10 protein-coding genes are annotated in these 17,593 nt (G+C 41.8%); 7 read left to right on the plus strand and 3 right to left on the minus strand.

What is annotated here, in order from left to right:
* The first annotated feature begins 256 nt into the window (after positions 1-256).
* From MHI25_RS15125 to MHI25_RS15135, 3 genes are all read left to right on the plus strand, one after another.
* Positions 257-1,165 (plus strand): NAD(P)/FAD-dependent oxidoreductase, encoded by a 909-nt coding sequence (locus tag MHI25_RS15125; protein WP_076302056.1) that lies wholly within the window; start codon positions 257-259, stop codon positions 1,163-1,165.
* A 301-nt stretch (positions 1,166-1,466) separates the two neighbouring features.
* Complete coding sequence (locus tag MHI25_RS15130; RefSeq protein WP_076125716.1) at positions 1,467-2,948, plus strand: Lsa family ABC-F type ribosomal protection protein; 1,482 nt, start codon at positions 1,467-1,469, stop codon at positions 2,946-2,948.
* A gap of 180 nt (positions 2,949-3,128) precedes the next feature.
* The gene (locus tag MHI25_RS15135; RefSeq protein ID WP_340395609.1) at positions 3,129-5,918 is read left to right on the plus strand and encodes a glycoside hydrolase family 3 C-terminal domain-containing protein; all 2,790 of its coding nucleotides are present in this window, start codon (positions 3,129-3,131) and stop codon (positions 5,916-5,918) included.
* Between the two features lie 92 nt (positions 5,919-6,010).
* Here the strand turns inward: MHI25_RS15135 and MHI25_RS15140 are convergent, their stop codons facing one another.
* Positions 6,011-9,490: a sugar-binding domain-containing protein gene (locus MHI25_RS15140; RefSeq protein ID WP_340395610.1), complete on the minus strand. Its 3,480-nt coding sequence runs from the start codon at positions 9,488-9,490 to the stop codon at positions 6,011-6,013.
* A 471-nt stretch (positions 9,491-9,961) separates the two neighbouring features.
* Here MHI25_RS15140 and spoVB point away from each other — a divergent pair, with 471 nt between their 5' ends.
* Positions 9,962-11,518, plus strand: coding sequence for a stage V sporulation protein B (gene spoVB / locus MHI25_RS15145; protein ID WP_340395611.1), 1,557 nt, complete (start codon positions 9,962-9,964; stop codon positions 11,516-11,518).
* Between the two features lie 1,214 nt (positions 11,519-12,732).
* On the opposite strand, the gene shc is transcribed toward spoVB, so the two are convergent.
* Positions 12,733-14,625, minus strand: coding sequence for a squalene--hopene cyclase (gene shc, locus MHI25_RS15150; RefSeq protein WP_340395612.1), 1,893 nt, complete (start codon positions 14,623-14,625; stop codon positions 12,733-12,735).
* 134 nt (positions 14,626-14,759) lie between these two features.
* Positions 14,760-15,206 carry an OsmC family protein gene (locus MHI25_RS15155; RefSeq protein ID WP_076125698.1) on the minus strand — a complete coding sequence of 149 codons (447 nt, stop codon included), beginning with the start codon at positions 15,204-15,206 and terminating at the stop codon, positions 14,760-14,762.
* Positions 15,207-15,360: 154 nt separating this feature from the next.
* Here MHI25_RS15155 and MHI25_RS15160 point away from each other — a divergent pair, with 154 nt between their 5' ends.
* From MHI25_RS15160 to MHI25_RS15170, 3 genes are all read left to right on the plus strand, one after another.
* Positions 15,361-15,606, plus strand: coding sequence for a hypothetical protein (locus tag MHI25_RS15160; protein WP_340395613.1), 246 nt, complete (start codon positions 15,361-15,363; stop codon positions 15,604-15,606).
* Between the two features lie 42 nt (positions 15,607-15,648).
* The gene (locus tag MHI25_RS15165; RefSeq protein ID WP_340395614.1) at positions 15,649-15,978 is read left to right on the plus strand and encodes a hypothetical protein; all 330 of its coding nucleotides are present in this window, start codon (positions 15,649-15,651) and stop codon (positions 15,976-15,978) included.
* Positions 15,979-16,203: 225 nt separating this feature from the next.
* Positions 16,204-17,559, plus strand: a complete 1,356-nt coding sequence (locus MHI25_RS15170) for an extracellular solute-binding protein (protein WP_076302062.1) — start codon at positions 16,204-16,206, stop codon at positions 17,557-17,559.
* The last annotated feature ends 34 nt before the right edge of the window (positions 17,560-17,593 follow it).

Raw genomic sequence — 17,593 nt, forward strand, 5'->3', positions numbered from 1 at the left:
CAAGTAAGTTCAACATATAGCTCTTACCTGATATATTGGAGTATTAAGTTACCTCCAAACATACGGTAATGGGCTTATTTACTTTTTTCTAGTATTACACTAAATAAAACTCACGGAGGATCGGAAAGTTTGGGTTGACACTTTAGTTAATTTGGAGATATTATAGATTCGTTAAGTCTATGATGGAACGAATATTTTTTTGGTTTAATAATAGACAAAAAGAGTCTTTAATATCTGCATATAGGAGATGATTCATATGATTTACGATTGCATTATTGTTGGTGGTGGACCCGCAGGCTTGAACGCAGCCCTTGTTCTTGGTAGGGCAAGAAGAAAAATAGCTTTAATTGATAATAATCAGCCAAGGAATGCTGTTACCCATGCATCACATGGTTTTATTACAAGAGACGGGGTTACACCAGCCGAGTTTCGTCGCATTGCGTATGAGGAGGTACTACGTTATCCGTCAGTTGAGCATATCCAGACTGAGATTATTTCGATTAACAAAAATGATTCTGGATTTGCGGTACATGATTCGTTTGGTCGTCACATTGAAGCTCGCAGATTGATTTTGGCGACCGGGTTAAAGGAGGTCCTTCCTGAGATAGAGGGCTTACGACCATTATACGGAAAAAGTCTGTTTAATTGCCCGTATTGTGACGGCTGGGAATTACGAGATCAACCCCTTGTCGTTGTTTCCGAAAATCCACATGTTTTTCATATGGCAAAAATGCTGCTCAATTGGAGTAAAGATTTGGTTATCTGCACGAACGGCAAGACATTCCTTTCAGATGAACAGAAAAAAAGTCTTGAGGCCAAGGGGGTTGTAGTCAATGAACAATCAGTTTCCTCTTTTATGGGTCATGACGGGCAACTTCAGGCGGTTCGCTTTGCAGATGGTACTGAGATCTTAAGAACGGGAGGGTTTATTTCTCCGAATTTGATCCAAACGGCATCAATCGTAGATCATTTGACTGTAGAGCGGAATGATTCTGGTGGGTTTAGCACGGATGGGTCGGGGAGAACCTCGATTCCAGGATTATATTCGGCTGGAGATGTTTCTTATTTTATGCCTTCTCAGCTTGTGTTTGCCGCGGCTGACGGGAGTCGGACGGCTATGAGTGTAAATATGGATCTTACAGAAGAAGAATTTGAACTTTTTTAACGAATTATGGGTAGGAAGTTGAAAATAATAAGTATGCATGATAACATAATTACAAATTAATGATCGGAGTTGAAAAGTATAGTGTAGTAATTATTCTTGCGTCCCATGATGAATAAAACAACAACAATGGTTTATTTCGTTTGTTTTATTCTTTGTATGCAAGAAAGTTACTACTTCTTTTCACTCGAAAATATATCCATATCTAACTCCATTTGGGGCTGGATTTGCTGTATTTATTTGAGTCACAAGAAAGTAACTTTCTTGTGGCTTTTATTTTGTTAAAATACAGGAGGATTATTTTATGTCATTAATAAATGTCACAAATCTAACCTTTGCCTATGAAGGCAGCTACGATAACATATTTGAGAACGTAAACTTTCAAATCGATACCGATTGGAAATTAGGTTTCACAGGGAGAAATGGTCGAGGAAAGACTACATTTCTTAGCTTATTGCTTGGAAAGCATGAATACAGCGGAAATATTTCTGCTCATGTCAGCTTTGAATATTTCCCTTTTCAGGTGAATAACAAGGAGCTTAACACCATAGATGTGATCAGCGAGATTTTTCCGGATTATATTCATTGGAAGTTAATGCGTGAGCTTTCTTTGCTAAAGGTTTCTGAGGATGTGTTATATCGTCCCTTTGATTCATTGTCTAACGGAGAGCAAACGAAAGTGCTGTTAGCCACATTATTCATTAAGGAAAATAGCTTCCTGTTGATTGATGAACCTACAAATCATTTGGATATGACGGCAAGAAAGCTTGTCAGTGATTACCTCAATACGAAAAGTGGATATATTCTGGTCTCTCACGACAGATCCTTTCTTGATAATTGTGTGGACCACATCTTGTCAATCAACAAAACCAATATAGAGATTCAAAAGGGCAATTTTTCTAGCTGGTGGGAGAATAAAGTCAGACAAGATAACTTTGAGATAGCGGAAGACGAAAAACTTAGAAGAGATATCAAACGCTTGTCAGCCTCATCTAAACGAACAGGTAACTGGTCACATGAGGTGGAAAAAACTAAAAATGGAACTAGAAATTCTGGATCTAAGTTAGATAAAGGTTATGTTGGACACAAGGCCGCTAAAATGATGAAACGTTCTAAAGCCATCGAGCAGAGACAGCAATCTGCCATCAACGAAAAGTCTAAGCTTCTTAAAAACATCGAAAATTCTGAGAACTTAGAGATTACGCAGCTTGCTTATCATAAACGTCATCTTGCGGAGCTGGATAATGTTTCGGTTTTTTACGGAGAGAAAAGGGTATGTTCAGAAGTAAGCTTTACCATTGAGCAAGGGGAGAGAATTGCACTCTCGGGTAAAAATGGTTCCGGCAAATCAAGTATCATCAAATTGATCTGCGGTGAGGAGATAGATTATACCGGAACCTTCACTAAGGATAGCCAGCTTATCATTTCCTACGTATCACAAGACACTTCAGATCTACGGGGCGATTTAACAGATTATGCTAGAGAGAATGGGATAGATGAAAGTCTTTTTAAATCTATTCTGCGAAAGCTTGATTTCTCTAGAATTCAATTTGATAAGGATATATCCACTTACAGTGGCGGCCAAAAGAAAAAAGTCCTGATCGCCAAAAGTCTTAGTGAAAAAGCTCATTTGTATATTTGGGATGAACCGCTTAATTTTATTGATGTTATTTCACGTATGCAAATTGAGGAGCTATTGCTTGAATATACACCAACACTCGTTTTTGTGGAGCATGATCGCGAATTTTGCCATAATGTTGCCACGAAGATCATTGAACTTAGCTGATATTTTTAACATCGATTGAAAATTTCCAACTCTAACAGACCAATATTATTATATTAATAAAGATAATTATTATATATATTACAGTTATCCAATGTACTATAATGGTATAGTTAAACTTTATGATATGTAATTGATGCCTAAAGAAACAACCTATAGAATTGAACAACAGGAGGAAACAAGTTGAGTACACAGAGTGTGGGAATTCCATTAGAAGGTTTTGCAGAATTTAGCCGAACGGTAGCAGCAGAAGGTGCGGTACTGTTGAAGAATGATTATCAGGTGCTTCCGCTTGCTGAAAGTGATAATATTGCTGTTTTTGGCAGAACTCAAGTGAATTATTATCGCAGTGGTACTGGTTCGGGCGGTAGTGTTCATGTTACTTATACGACCAACCTGCTGGGCGGTCTTCGCAGTAAAAAGAACCTTACGATCAACGAAGATTTGGCAGCAGTATATGAGAAGTGGATTGAGCAAAATCCATTTGATAATGGTGGCGGCGTTTGGGCTGCAGAGCCATGGAACCAGAAGGAAATGCTTTTATCCGACGAATTGGTAGCTGAGGCTAGAAGTAAATCGAACAAAGCAATCATTGTAATCGGACGTACAGCAGGAGAAGATCAGGATAATGTCGATGGTTCAGGAAGCTACCAACTAACAGCTGATGAAAAGGCGATGCTGAAGCAGGTAACTACATATTTTGAGCAAACGATTGTTGTACTGAACGTCTCTAATATTATTGATATGAGCTGGCTGAACGATGAAAGCTATAAAAATCCGATTTCGTCTGTCATCTACTCTTGGCAGGGGGGAATGGAAGGTGGTAATGCAATTGCGGACGTGCTGGCTGGAGAAGTAACTCCTAGCGGAAAATTAACAGACACGATCGCATATTCCATCAACGATTACCCGTCAACACACAACTACGGTAATGAATTTACAAACCTTTATCAGGAAGATATCTATGTTGGTTATCGTTATTTCGAGACATTTTGCCCAGAAAAGGTTCAATATGAATTTGGTTATGGAATATCGTATACCACGTTTAAGCTCGAGCCAGAAGAAGCTAAACTTATTTACAAAGCTGGCGAACTTAATGTTGAAGTCGGCGTAACCGTAACTAATACAGGAACTACCTTTGCTGGAAAAGAGGTTGTTCAGGTCTATTATGAAGCTCCACAAGGAAAATTGGGACAGCCTGCTAAAGCTTTGGCAGCCTTCGCAAAAACAGAAGTCCTTCAGCCAGGCGAAGCTCAACGTCTTACCGTGAGTTTCCCTGTTCATTCAATGGCTTCCTATGATGATGCTGGTGTGTCAGGGCATGCTTCCGCTTATGTGCTAGAAGAAGGCACGTACCGCATATTTGTGGGAACGAGTGTTAAAAAAGTGGAGGAAGTCAAAGTTGAAGGGAATAGCGGCTATGTCGTGGAAACTCTTCAAGTTGTGGAACAGTTACAAGAAGCTCTTGCACCCACGCAAAGCTTTACAAGAATGCAACCAGGTGTTCAAAAAGTAGACGGTTCATATGAACTTGTTTATGCAGAGGTTCCAACACGCAAGATTTCGTTAGCAGAACGGATCGAGAGCAATCTACCAACAACGATCTCCCAGACAGGCAATCAAGGGCATAAATTAAGAGATGTATTTGAACAAAAAGTTAGTATGGAAGCTTTTATTGCCCAGCTTAGTGACGATGATTTGGCTGCCATTGTACGGGGTGAAGGTATGAGCAGCCCATTGGTTACACCGGGTACAGCTTCTGCATTTGGAGGAGTAAGTGATAGTCTATATAACTTAGGAATCCCTGTTGCATGTACGGCAGATGGTCCTTCAGGAATTCGTATGGATAGTGGAGCAAAAGCGACTCAGGTTGCGATCGGAACGCTTCTTGCAGCTACTTGGAATGCCGAATTAGTCGAAGAGCTGTATGTGTTAGAAGGACAAGAGTTGGTACGAAACAACATAGACACCTTGCTTGGACCAGGTCTAAATATTCGTCGCAGCCCGCTTAATGGCCGCAACTTTGAGTATTTTTCTGAAGATCCTTTGATTTCTGGGGTGTTTGCCGCTGCATGTACACGTGGGATTATGAAAGGTGGCTCTAATGCCACGCTGAAGCATTTTGCCTGCAATAATCAGGAGAAACATCGCAGTAAAGTGGACGCTGTTGTGTCGGAACGTGCGCTTCGCGAGATTTATTTGAAAGGTTTTGAAATTGCAGTGAAGCAGGGTGGAGCGAATTCAATTATGACCTCCTATAACCCTGTTAATGGACATTGGGCCGCTTCAAATTACGATTTGAACACTACAATTCTCCGCGGAGAATGGGGCTTCAAAGGTATTGTCATGACAGACTGGTGGGCCATCATGAATGATGTCGTTAATGGTGGAGCTGCAGACCGGAAATTTACAAATTGGATGGTCCGTGCACAAAATGACCTGTACATGGTTGTAGCTAACTATGGCGCCGAAATTAATGGATGGAATGACAACACCATTGAATCCTTGGAAAATGGATCTTTGACTAGAGGAGAGCTGCAACGTTCTGCAATGAATATTTGTGAGTTCATCATACATGCTCCAGTATTCTCGAGAAAACAGCAAATTGTTGAAACGGTTGAGTCCTTTAAGGCTAATCCTTCACTTACTGCAGAACAAGTACAATCCTTATCTCAAAATCCACAGGTTAAGCCAGCCGTTGAAGGATCGACTTTCTTTGAAGTTGGCCAAGCTGGACAATATCGGATCCTCGTGCATATCATGTCAACAGAGCCTGAGCTGGCTCAAAGTGCATGCAATGTTAATTTGAATGATCAATTGATGACAACCATTCAAACCAACGGGACAGAAGGTCAATGGATTAGACAAAAGCTTGTGAAAGTAGAACTCGAAGCAGGTCTTTATGAAATGAAACTGGAATTCATTAAACCAGGTTTACAGATCGACTGGATCGAATTTAATAAAGTTGACTAAGTAAGCTCTAAATATAAGTTAAAGGAAAAACCCTGCGCTAATGCGCAGGGTTTTTCCTTTTGCTAATCGATTAGTTTAAAGTTGAAAATACCTTACTCTGCTTGGAACCGGAACCACTTAAAATCAAACTGGCTCCCCGGTAGAAATATAAAGGTGACGGTTTGCGGACCGGTTATGCGCTCCAATACAAATTCTCTTTCGCAATAATCACTTGACTGTGTAAACTCCACAAGCTGTCTCTTTTCACCCTCTGGTCCGCTAAATAGAATATGCAGAGTATTTTTATCGATAGGCGAATGCCCGCATAAGGTTAGTTTAGTGCTTCCAGTATCACCGAAGTCCATATCTTTAAAGATGAGAGAGACGTTGTTACCAATATTTTTGATTTGTCCATCTGCCAGTGTAAAGGAATCCCCATAAATCTGATTGTATTCCAGAACGTTAAGTTGTTCGTACGCTTTTAAAGGTTTGTTAAACTGAAAGCCCTTGAGATGAATCTTTTTATGAAGAACAAAACAAAGGGTGGTGACACCTTTTATTCGCTCAGGTAATGAGTAGGTTTCCTCTTGATATACATTCCATATGGAAGGTTTTTGATAGGTTACCTGTGTCAGCAGAGCTGCGTTTGGAGCATCCGGAGTACCTTTCCATATATCAATCGTATATTTATCGTTATCTAGCGCGAAGATAGGAAGGGTAAGTTCAGTAGCTCCATAATCACCGAAATCGATGTTGTCGAAACAGATCCAGCTTTCTCCTTCTCTTGCAGTAGCCACTCCGCGTTCATTCCCATTTGTTAAGTTCCGGCTCGTATTGCTATGATAACCAGCGGAAACAAACTCATAAGGATTCAAAAAGGCAGCTCCCATATCTCGAATATGGAATTCCATAAGCGAGTACAGGCGCACTTGATCTGCACCGTTTTTCGTTGCACACCGTACATAGACGTCTCCGTCTCCCAATGCCGATATTACTGCTTCATGCCCATTTGCCTCAAGAACGGCTATATTGGCGTCAATACCGGCAGCATTCGTAACTCGCCATTCAATTTCCTGATAGGTTGCGTTCTCTGGATGAATTTGCACACGAACCGGAAGTGCTCGAGTGTCCTTCGTTAGTTGATTTCCTTGTGGGCATATGATTTCCAGCTTGCGAACGGGAATTTCATCTGATAAATAGTCTTGGGATAACTCGCTCACATCCGATAGTGATTGTGACGAATGCTGATAAAGTATAAGCTCTTCGTCCTTAGAATGATCTAGCTCTCGTGCTTCGGAAGTCAGTGTAAGCTCAGCAGACTGTAAGCCATGGGAAGATGCACGTACAACGATTGTACCTGACTCCAATGAAGAGGCAATGACCGCAAGCAATTTGCCGCTGAACATCCGGCGACTTGTTCCTTTATATGAATCGTAGTCAGTGCTGTCACCATTATCCAAACCAACAAGACGCCCCGGCCCTTCTACAGAGATTTGAATACGATTATTGGCATTCTCCACGGGACGTCCTTCTTGATCGAGAGTCGAGATCTCAACAAATACCAAGTCCGATCCGTCAGCAGTCAACTGAGTTTTATCAGGATTCATGACCACAGTGGCCGAATCTCCGAAAGAAGTTACCGTATCTTCAGCGATCTGCACTCCGTGTTCATCATAAGCGACTGCTCGCAGAGTACCATCGCTATAGGGGAGCTGCCATTCCCCAAGCAGCTTTTTACCATGTTTATGGTCAATGTTAACCGTGCCCATGGATTGATCATTAAAGAACAATTCGATTTGTGGTGCGTTGGAGCATACTCGCACATCAATAAGCTGCCCTTTAGAGAAATCCCAGTACGGAAAAATATGAATCATCGGGGCGACCTTGTAATCCGTCCATTCTGCTTGATAAATATAATAGGAATCCTTTTTGAATCCTGCGGTATCCAGTTGACCGAAATACGAGTTTTTAGTGAAGTACGGGGTTGGCTCCCCGATATAGTCAAATCCAGTCCAAATAAATTGTCCCGGCGAGTAGGTCGCATCACGATCTGCGATGATGCAAGCTTCTGTGTTTTTGGCACCCCAGCTAGTAGAACTGTTCCCTAAGGCTGAGCATTGTTCATCATCGTCAGACAATACAGACTGAGCATAAGGGAAGTGGTAGATGCCTCTGCTCTGTACAGTAGACGAAGTTTCACTACCATAAATAATCCAGTCGGGATGTTCCTCATGATGCTGGTCATAGTATTTTTCAGCATAGTTATATCCTGCGAACTTCACTAGATCTGCGCATTTCTGTGCATTCTCCCATGGCATATAGTTGGAACCGATAGTAACTACTGCATTTCCTTTAGGGTCATGAACCTGCACCAGATCGCGTAATTCTATGGTCAACTCTTGCCCACGTTCATCAGCATGGGTGTCGTATATTTCATTTCCGATACTCCACATGAGCATGGAGGGGCGATTTCTATCCCGGCGTACCCAGCTGGCAATATCTTGTTTCCACCAATCCGGATAAAATCTGGCGTAGTCAAAAGGAGTTTTACTGCGTTCCCACATATCGAATGCTTCGGAAACTATGAGCACGCCCATCTCATCCGCTAGTTCCATCAGTTCAACGGCTGGCATATTGTGGGCCGTACGAATAGCGTTTACGCCCATCTCCTGCAGGAGGATAATCTGTCTTTTTAGAGCTACCTTATTCACCGCAGCCCCCAAACATCCCAAATCATGATGTTGGCATACGCCATGAATCTTCACCTTTCGGCCATTCAAAAAGAAACCTTGTTGGCTGTCAAACTCCATCGTACGGAATCCGAAGGTTTGGATTTCTTCTTCAATTACCTGATCATTCTCCAGCAGTTCAGTTTTTAGGGAATATAAGTAAGGCTGGTTAATATCCCAGAGCATTGGATTATTGACGGATAAGAGGGCAGAGCTGGATACAGCAGACCCGACTTGTACTGGACTTTCATTTTCTGCATGAGAGATACAGATACCTGAAGCGTCCAGTATACTGTGACGAATTATGTAGTGCTTTGCGCTTTGCAATAGATCATTGCACAAGACTTCGGTATCTACCTCAACATTCCAGGAATCCTCTTTTTTGTGAGTAGAGATATAAATACCATCAGGCACAATATGTGTCCCTGGATACGTCTTCAGCCATACACTCCGATAGATGCCCGCACCGGAATACCAGCGTGAATTAGGAGACTCATGAACCACTTGAACATAGATTTCGTTGATACCTTCAAATATGTATGGCGTGATATCTATTTCAAAAGTGGAGTATCCATTTTTCCAGACGCCTGCGATATGGCCGTTCACATAGAGAGTGGAGTCCATGTATACGCCTTCAAAACGAAGCGAGACACGACTATTTGGCACTTTCTCATCTACAACTATGCTTTTACGGTACCAGCCTTCTCCACTTTCATATAGATTATGTGTATCAAAAATTAGCCAGTCATGGGGTAAGGTTACGTCGATCCACTCCGAATCAGCTGCTATCACCGATTCTAAAGTGGACTTAAGCGGCTGTTTGCTGAATAACCAGTCATTATTTAATCTTGTTTTCTGACTCATGAATGAAGTTCTCCTTTATCTTTGGAAAATTTAGAAGTGGTTATTAACGATGTGAATGATTTCCGTAAAGCCTTTTGTATTCTTTTTTATCATATCAAAGATTTTGCAAAAAGACATTCACGAAGAAGAGTAAAAAAACTGTAATAACAAAGCTATTGAAATCGCATTCAAAATGATAACATGCCATTGGTAAATTATCTATTTATTTCTTAATATATCTTTTATTGCGGAGGATGAAATTTATACAAAAACAGTACTAATGAACAATACAGAGAAGTATCTCTGGTCTATGAAAAATGTTATTGCTACAGAAGCTAATGAAAGTGAGGGAAATTGCCTGGTACACCGGCTAAGATGTGTTGGGCTTATCGCTGATTTAATACTTTACAAATACTTGTCTGCATGTACTTGTGTTTGTTCGAATAAGTTAGAAAGAAGGACAGGACAAACCATAGGTGGAGATGCGTATAAATGGGGATGCGTAAACAAAGTTTTATTCGTGGCACGTTCATATTAACCGTGTCGTCATTTTTCACAAAAGGGCTTGGTTTTTTGAACGGAGTCTTGCTGGCACGTTTTTTGGGAGCAGAGGGAGTAGGGCTGCTTATGATTGCTCATCCACTGCTTCCCTTATTTATTACGCTGACAGAGCTGGGGCTTCCTGTTGCGATTTCAAAGCTTGTATCGGAAGCTGAGGTTAAGCAGGATGAAGCGCGAGTAAAGCGTATTCTCACAGTATCCTTAAGCATTACGGGTACGTTGAGTATTATATTAACTTTAGTGGCTCTATTAGGCTCAAAATGGATCGCATCGATTTTTTTGGCCGATCAGCGGGCGTATTATGCTATGGTTGCTATTACGCCGATCATTCCAATTATTGCGATGTCTGCTGTACTGAAAGGTTATTTTCGTGGAAAACAGAACATGAACCCACTTGCCTTTTCCGATATTATTGAGAATCTGGCGCAAATCATTGTCATTATCGGTGTTGTCAACGTATTGTTGCCCTACGGTATTGCCTATGCGGCTGCTGGCGCAATGGCTGCCTCCGTTGTTGGGGAAGGTTTTGGTTTGCTCTATTTGTTTGCTGTTTTCAAATGGGCAAATCGAGGTAAGGTCAAAACCTCTCCACCACCTACGTCAAGAATTTCACTTAAAGGAGACAGTACGTTGAGAGATTTGCTGCGTATCGGCTTACCGATGACAGGCAGCGGTTTTATTCATTCGCTCTATCATGCCTTTCTACCACTGCTGATTACGAAAAGTCTAGTACTGTTTGGTGTAGGTGTTGAGATGGCGACCAAGCAATTCGGACTTCTAGCGGGTTATGCTCTTCCCATGTTGTTTCTCCCCAGCTTCTTCACACAATCGTTGTCGACTGCATTAATTCCGGCGATCAGCGAAGCAAGTGTGAGCAACAATAGCAAGCTTATGCATAATCGGATGGATATGGCTATGCGATCCGCGCTTATAGTAGGTTTCCCATGTACAATCATCCTGTACTTATGGGCTGTACCCTTAACAACTATGATCTATCATTCGCCAGAAGCGGGCGAGCTGCTAAGGTTAATTGCACCCTTATTTTTTCTTTATTATTTCGGAGCGCCACTGCAAGCAATTTTGCTTGGTTTGGGGAAAGCATCAACCGTTATGTGGAATCATATTCTTACGAATATTTTTGAAGTGATTGCGATCTTTGTTCTAGGTTCTAATATTGGAATCGAAGGGGTGGCCATGGGATTCGGACTGGGGCTCTTGCTGCTGACACTGTTGAATTTTTTATCTGTGGCAGGAACGATCGGGTTTTATTTTGACTTTCGTATTGTATTCAAGGTGGGAGCAGGAGGAATTGTCATGGCGCTTAGCGGGTTGGCGGCTCACGGAATTCTGGAAAGATTGCACCTGGGGCAGGTCATTGAACTGTTCGGAGCGTTGCTTGTTTCGTTAATCACCTATGCAGCAACATTGCAGGTAACCCATGCGTGGGAAAGGGCACCGAAACCACCAACGATTACACCTGTTTCTTGAAAAGGAATATTTCTGATATTCCGGTACCGTGCTCCAAAAAGTAAATTGAGTAATAATGCAACCCTCTGTGTACCAGTATGGGGGCGGATGAAGGTAACGGATGGGGAGCAGCGAGATGTTTAACTGTATTTTGTGCAGCTATAATCGTTCAAAACAGTTGTGTATTGAAAATAGCTGTATTTCTTACATCTATTCTCACGAGTTAAAGCCTATTAGGTGATTTCTCTTGATTTTAATTGTATAGAGTGCAGTTAAAGTCGGAGTTATTCCCTAGCAATATCGATTAAGTGTATAAAATGCAGTTATTTCATTAGATTACGTTAAAATCCTGAGCTACAAATATACGGAGTGTGGATATCAGAAGTTACAATCATAATTTGCTCAGGCAAAACGCCAGTGATCTAAAATATCAGGCAGCGATCCTTGATTATTGGAGATTGCTGCCTGATTGACTATGTGTGAACTACACTCAATTGACTCAAAGAAAAAATGGAGTCTATCTCATAAGTAATTTTAGTAATTCCTATAGGGATGATCCATATGGCAAGTTGGATTGATTAGGTAACATTTTGCGCACACGTATTTGCTATCGGACACAGCTGAGCTTAAGAGCAGATTTAGCTTACATTTGGAATTTTAACGGACCCCATCGCAGTTATTACCATGAATAACACCCGAAATGACTCTCTTTTTAAGGAATAGTTGCACTGGAGTCCGTAACCTAACTCAAAAGCCTAAAAACAAGCAAATAGCGTCTTCTGAGTCCTAAAGCTCTAATCTTGATTAAGACTGGGTGATTTAGGTAGGTGCAACGGATAAAAGCATTCGACCCCCGGTTCATAACAGCAAAGCAACAATTCTCCTATAACGGATGATCGCTGCTCTGCTGTTTTTTACTAAAAGAAATAGTAGGCGGTCTTTATGGAATGAAAACATGTAGTATAGTTTGAACAGATGAATACGTACTGGAGCAAGTTATTGGAGAGGGTAGGGGAGCTGATATACCAATCCCTATGGCATTTAATGAATGATTTGGTTGCGTTACTGGTTCGTACCCGTTTACGGACTGACTGTAATGGAGATGTATACTATTAAGTAAGTACTGATAAGGAGAGTTTGTCGTAAAGGACGGCAAATGGTGCGATTCAAGCTTTTACGAGACAGTTAAAAAGTGGAGCAGGACAACGCTAGTTATTACCGAGTATTACCGAGTACTAACCTTGACCGTATTTTTTTCTGTAATGACTCAGTGTGAGTAGTGGCCAGATATACCGATAACTATGATAATTGGAATAGAAATTACCGGGGAGACCAGCGCCAGTGGGATAAGAAGTTTTCCAATCCTCTTCATGAATAGACGTGATTAGTCTTTGAATTCCTTTTTCCACCGCAGCTGTTGACTCTGGCTGAACGGCGATAATCGCATCAAGTGCCCAGGCGGTTTGTGAAGGTGTGCTTTCTCCTAAAGGAACATATTGTAGAAGCCGGTCGCTGTGACAAGACTCCCCCCAACCGCCGTCCGAGTTCTGAATGCTTAGAAGCCACTTCACTCCTTTTTGCAATGTATCATGATTTATAGGGACCCCAACAGCCTGCAGGCCTGTTAATGATGCCCAAGTGCCATAAATATAACATACCCCCCATCTTCCATACCACGAACCATCCTTCTCCTGATGTTGAATCAGCCATTTTGTACCCCTTTTAATGAACTCGTGTTGTGTATTTAAACCAGCGAAGTTTCCGAGAAACTCCAAAGTTCGTCCGGTAAGATCTGCTTCCGAAGGATCAATGGCTGCAGATTTAGCACCATCGATAGCGAGCCATGTGAGCATTTCTTTATTGGTGTTTTTTTCGAATGCCGGCCAGCCGCCGTCGTTATTTTGCATCGATAGGACCCAATTCAGTCCGCGATTCCATGATTCCAGATATGAAGGGTGAATGGTTGATAAGCTTCGGATGGCTCGCAAGGCTGCCGTTGTATCATCTACGTCCGGATTGATTGTATTAGACTCAGAGAATCCCCATCCACCGGGAACTGTATCCGGATTATGGATGCTCCAATCAGCAGGTTTATGATGCTGTTTATCCAGAAGATAAGATGCAGCGTGTTTTATTCCTTTGTGATCAACCGGAATTTGAGCCTCTTGTAAAGCATAGGAGATTAACGCTGTATCCCATATTGTAGATGGAGAGTTTTGAATTGTAGTATTATGATTTGATTGGCATTGCAGTGCGGTGAGACCTTGAATGGCCTGTGTAATTATTGGATGCTGCCGATCATAATCGAGAGCAAGCAGGGCAAAAACCATAAGAATTGTACTGCTGGCATAGCTGTAAAAGGTACCGTCGGATTCGATTCGCTGGAGCATATATTGTTCCGCTTTGTTTTTGGCAGCTTCATGTATGTAGTGTGGACTCCCGAGTAATCTGCTCAAACCCATTTGAATAACATCCTGCATCTCCTGATATCCACGGGTGGGCGATTCATCTGTATCCAATCGTGTCTCTATAAGATCTGACAGATCAGGAGCATGGGCTGTAGTGATCGAAAATCGCCGATCGGCCATAATGAGCATAGGAGTGAGGTGTACCCTAGAGTAGCCAGAGAATTCGAAATAGTTAATAGGGAAGTAAGAGGGAAACAAAAGCACCTCCAGTGGAATCGAAGAAATTGCTAAAGGCCACTTGCTTTGACCCGTTGCAGCGAGTATGACTCTAGTTAAGATACTTGTGACTTTGCCTAATCCACCTTTAGACAGTATATAACGTTTAGCCCGCAGTATTGGCTCGTCTGTTATCTTACTGTATCCAGAATAGAGCAGGGCATAATAAGCTTCGACTGATGTGGATAAGTTCCCAGCTTCTTCGTCCTTATATAACTGCCAGCAACCCTCTCGCTGTTGTGCATCAAGAATGCGATCATGTAGCTGCCGAATGAGCGTTTCATTCTGCAGGTTCAACACCCTAAAGAGAATGATCATATAAGCATCGATCACAATCCCGTTCTCAAAACAAAAATGCCATGAGCCGTCATCCTTCTGCTGTTGTAGCAAGAACGTTGACAAACGTTCGATTTCTTCATCTACTTTACTTAGTATATCCGTCATGTTTTGGGTTCCTCCGAAGGCATTATTTTTAACATTATATGAAGTCGGAGAACAGGACATGAAAAAGAGCTGCTTAGTCGCTTTTAAGCAACTTTGCAGCCCTTTTTACATTCCGTCTTAGCATTATAAAACGGTTAATTTTCAATCACAATACGATTTAGCTTGAGATTAACCGGAGCTGCAATGGTGTCACCTACAGGGCATTTGCTCTCCAGAAATTGTACGAACTGTTCGACCTTCTCAGCAGGGGATGGAGTCTTTATGTAGAATGTATACCGAATATCGGAATAGCCAGGACGTACTTCAGAGCGGTTGAAGAATCCGTCGAGATCCAAGTCACCTTCCACATCTACTCTGAAATCTTCAAGCTCCACCTCAAATTTAGAGGCGTAGACCCGAGCTACTATGGATTGGCAGGCACCCAAAGAAGCGAGCAAAGCTTCAACAGGATTCATTCCTGTATCTGTGCCCCCAAGACTTGTCGGTTCATCGATGACCAGCTCGAATTGTCTTGCATTAGTAACGACCTTTACGCCGTCTTGCAAATGAGCAGTTGCTTTGAAAGTTTGAACATTTGGCATGTGTTTACACTCCTTCTTGTGGACAAACTAAGGATGATTTAATGTTTCTTATTTTTTGTAATTCATAGTATGTTTCTAGGAATTGTATAGATTATAGTTCTATTCTGTATACCCGTCAATACATGATTAAAATAATAGTTAGGAGACAACTAGAGTGTCGACCGAAATTGAGAGCTATTTGGACTATCCTAGGTTGCAAATTTTAGGGGGAGAAATAGAATTAAGAGACGATCGGATAAAGCGTAGATGGAAAGCAGAAATCAAACCGTTTCTTCTTGCACCCTATCCTGTAACTGAGGATCTATACAATGCTATAATTAATAACTCATCACATGGAGATCTAAAACCTGTTATTTGGGATAAGGAGTCAGACGGCTTCCATCTTGCCCGGTCTTATTAATGAGTTATGGATTTGTAAGTGGAATTAGAGGAGGGAATAATTATGTGCGAAGGGCACATAGATAAGCACGGTTATAACGAGCATCGAGAATACGGAGAGCATGGAGAAATGAATATAAATGGAGTCAAGGAGGGTTCGGAGCATCCTCACAAAAGCGCTCAGACCTTTCGTCGTGCTAGGGCTATCGCATTTTTGGACAAGCTAATGATTAATCGTTCGGCGTTGCAGCAGCAGCTAAAAGAGTCAGAGATTGAAACGACAAAACAAGTCATTAGTGGTGAACTAAAAGCTACGGAAGCGATCATCGATGAGTTCATACATATGTTTCAGATTCATGAGATAACTTCTGATAATAGAGAAGAGAGAAGATAGAACCTAAGCCACTCAGCTATATAGAGGTGTTCATTCCCTAAGTTTTGATATGAATGAAAAAAAGACTTCTGAAGAAATCAGAGGTCTTCTTTATGTGTAGCTAATAAAGAAAAATGTCTAATGTAAAGAGAATACATCATTAAGTAAAACGCTTTCATGTTCACTCGATAAATTGATTTATATAATTAGTCCTGTAAGCAATATAAAAATGGGGGGCGAAAAAGAATGAAAAAAGTCAACAAAAAAAGGATTAACCTAACTCTAACAGTGTTGATGGCTATGTCCATGCTTATCACTGCTTGTGGTGGGAACAACGGGAATAACGTGAATTCTGAGGCTAATGCAAACGCAGGCAAAACGGAAAAAACCCCTGCGGCGGAAGAGAAGCTCAAGATTACTATGTGGTCCCAATTCGCGGATCCAAATTCTAAAGACGGCGGGTTTGTTGGTTTTTATAAAGCACTTGAAGCAACCCAGGCTAAATTTCCTAATGTTGAAATCGAGCATGTGGGTGTTGGGGGCGAATCTTATAAAACAAAAGTGAAAGCGGCTTCAGCCGCCAATGAGCTGCCCGACATTTTTTACACCTGGGGTGGCGGATTCTCTGAGCCATTTATAGCGGGGAACCGGATTTTGTCCATTGATGATCTCGCAAAAGATGGAACGCTGGACCAAATTGTACCAGGTACGACAGACAATTTCATCTTCGATAGCAAGCTTTACGGTCTGCCGATCAATATAGCTACTGCTCAAATGTACGTCAATAAAGAACTATTTGAGCAAGCAGGAGCGAAAATTCCGGAAACATGGGATGAGCTTGTTGCTGCGATTGAAGCACTAAAAGCAAAAGGCATTCAGCCGATTGCACTTGGGGCTAAAGACAGATGGCCAGCAATGCAATGGAACGCGATTCTAGCCATCCGGATGGCAGGCGTGGATGCTGTAAATGCCGCTTTAACGAAAACAGGATCATTCGACACAGCTGAATTCACAGAAGCTGCTGCGAAATACAAACAATTGATTGATGCGGACTCCTTCGGCAAACATTTTGTTGGAACTTCTTATGATGACGCGACAAATATGTTCCTATCAGGCAAAGCAGCTATGATGTTCATGGGCGCTTGGGTCAACGGACAGATTGAAGATGATAACTCTCTGGTCAAAGGTAAAGTGGTACCGATTAAATTTCCAACCATTCCAGGGGGGAAAGGAAATGCTGACGAGTGGTTCGGAGGTTCGGGTGAAACATTCGTGCTCAATGCCGATCTGAAAAACAAGGAAAGAATATGGGAAGTATACAAGTTCTTTATTGAGACCATGTCTAAAGAAGTATTTCTGGCTGGTTCAGGCTCCTCAGCATGGAAAGTTGATGTAGGTGACACTTCTCAAATGAATCCACTGGCTCTGCAAATTGGTGAATTGTCCTCATCAGCAACTGGTTTCTCCTACTGGTGGGATCAACTGCTGAATGGTAATGACACTGAATCTATGTTCGGTTCGCTGATGAAATTCGTCGCCGGAAAAACAACACCTGAAGACTACACGAAAGAACTACAGAGCAAGGTCAATCAAGGACAATAATCTGCGTTAGGCGGCGAGAATTGTTCGCCGCCTG

Origin of the sequence: Paenibacillus sp. FSL E2-0177 (genome assembly GCF_037992975.1) — a bacterium.
In the GTDB taxonomy this organism is placed as follows: Bacteria; Bacillota; Bacilli; order Paenibacillales; family Paenibacillaceae; genus Paenibacillus_AQ; species Paenibacillus_AQ odorifer.

Excerpts from the sequence above, each read along its gene's own strand:
- MHI25_RS15155 (WP_076125698.1), bottom strand. The coding sequence starts at position 15,206 with ATGCCAAATGTTCAAACTTTCAAAGCAACTGCTCATTTGCAAGACGGC.
- MHI25_RS15170 (WP_076302062.1), top strand. The coding sequence starts at position 16,204 with ATGAAAAAAGTCAACAAAAAAAGGATTAACCTAACTCTAACAGTGTTG.
- MHI25_RS15140 (WP_340395610.1), bottom strand. The coding sequence starts at position 9,490 with ATGAGTCAGAAAACAAGATTAAATAATGACTGGTTATTCAGCAAACAG.
- shc (WP_340395612.1), bottom strand. The coding sequence starts at position 14,625 with ATGACGGATATACTAAGTAAAGTAGATGAAGAAATCGAACGTTTGTCA.
- MHI25_RS15130 (WP_076125716.1), top strand. The coding sequence starts at position 1,467 with ATGTCATTAATAAATGTCACAAATCTAACCTTTGCCTATGAAGGCAGC.
- MHI25_RS15165 (WP_340395614.1), top strand. The coding sequence starts at position 15,649 with ATGTGCGAAGGGCACATAGATAAGCACGGTTATAACGAGCATCGAGAA.
- MHI25_RS15125 (WP_076302056.1), top strand. The coding sequence starts at position 257 with ATGATTTACGATTGCATTATTGTTGGTGGTGGACCCGCAGGCTTGAAC.
- spoVB (WP_340395611.1), top strand. The coding sequence starts at position 9,962 with ATGGGGATGCGTAAACAAAGTTTTATTCGTGGCACGTTCATATTAACC.